Source organism: Burkholderia sp. Ac-20384, assembly GCF_017104605.1.
Classification (GTDB): domain Bacteria; phylum Pseudomonadota; class Gammaproteobacteria; order Burkholderiales; family Burkholderiaceae; genus Burkholderia; species Burkholderia lata.
This window is the reverse complement of record NZ_JAAGPE010000713.1, coordinates 1-887: the sequence shown is the minus strand read 5'-3', so window position 1 is coordinate 887 and position 887 is coordinate 1. Positions and strand designations below refer to the sequence as shown.

Sequence of the window (887 nt, the reverse complement as noted above, 5' to 3'; positions counted from 1 at the left end):
CGGACGTGCTCAAGCACGCCGTCGTCGTCCAGCTGCTGCACTACCTGAACAAGAAAGACAAGTCGTACTGGTACATCGACACGCATGCCGGTGCCGGCGTGTACTCACTGCGCGACGGCTACGCGGCGAAGACGTCGGAATTCGACACCGGCATCGGCCGACTGTGGAACGAAAAGAACCTGCCGGAAGCGCTGGGTGACTATGTCGATGAAGTTCGTGCGCTGAACGACGACGGTGAACTGCGCTTCTACCCCGGTTCCCCGTACATCGCCTGGCGATCGATGCGCGAGCAGGACCGCATGCGCCTGTTCGAAATGCACACGACGGAAATCGACGTGCTGCGCCACAATTTCCGCGATGCTGGGCGACGCGCGATGATCTTCGCGGGCGACGGCTTCGAAGGCGTCAAGGCGCTGCTGCCGCCGCCGCCGCGACGTGCACTCGTGCTGATCGACCCGTCCTATGAGGACAAGAAGGATTACGCGCGCACGGTGACTTGCGTGACGGAATGCCTGAAGCGTTTCGCGACCGGCTGCTATGCAGTCTGGTATCCGCAGGTGACGCGGACCGAATCGCAGCGGTTTCCCGAGCAGTTGAAGCGCCTGCAACCGAACAACTGGCTGCACCTGACACTGACGGTATCGAATCCGCCGACTGACGGGCTGGGTCTCTACGGCAGCGGGATGTTCATTCTGAATCCGCCGTATACGCTCGCCCAGAGCATGAACGAGGCACTGCCCTACCTGGTCGAGATGCTCGGACAGGATAGCGGCGCCCGCTGCCAGATCGAGCACCGCGGAAACTGATCGGGCGACTGGCCGTTACGGCTGAGGTCTCGGTGCGAGCCTGGGCTGGGGGGGCTGCTGCCCCCCCCACGCGGGGACATT

1 protein-coding gene is annotated in these 887 nt (G+C 63.1%); it reads left to right on the top strand.

The genetic code is table 11. The features are described from left to right. Window positions 1-806, top strand: an 806-nt coding sequence (rlmJ, locus tag G3O00_RS42970; protein ID WP_206146630.1) for a 23S rRNA (adenine(2030)-N(6))-methyltransferase RlmJ, incomplete at its 5' end; no start/stop codon positions are given. Window positions 807-887 lie beyond the last annotated feature (81 nt).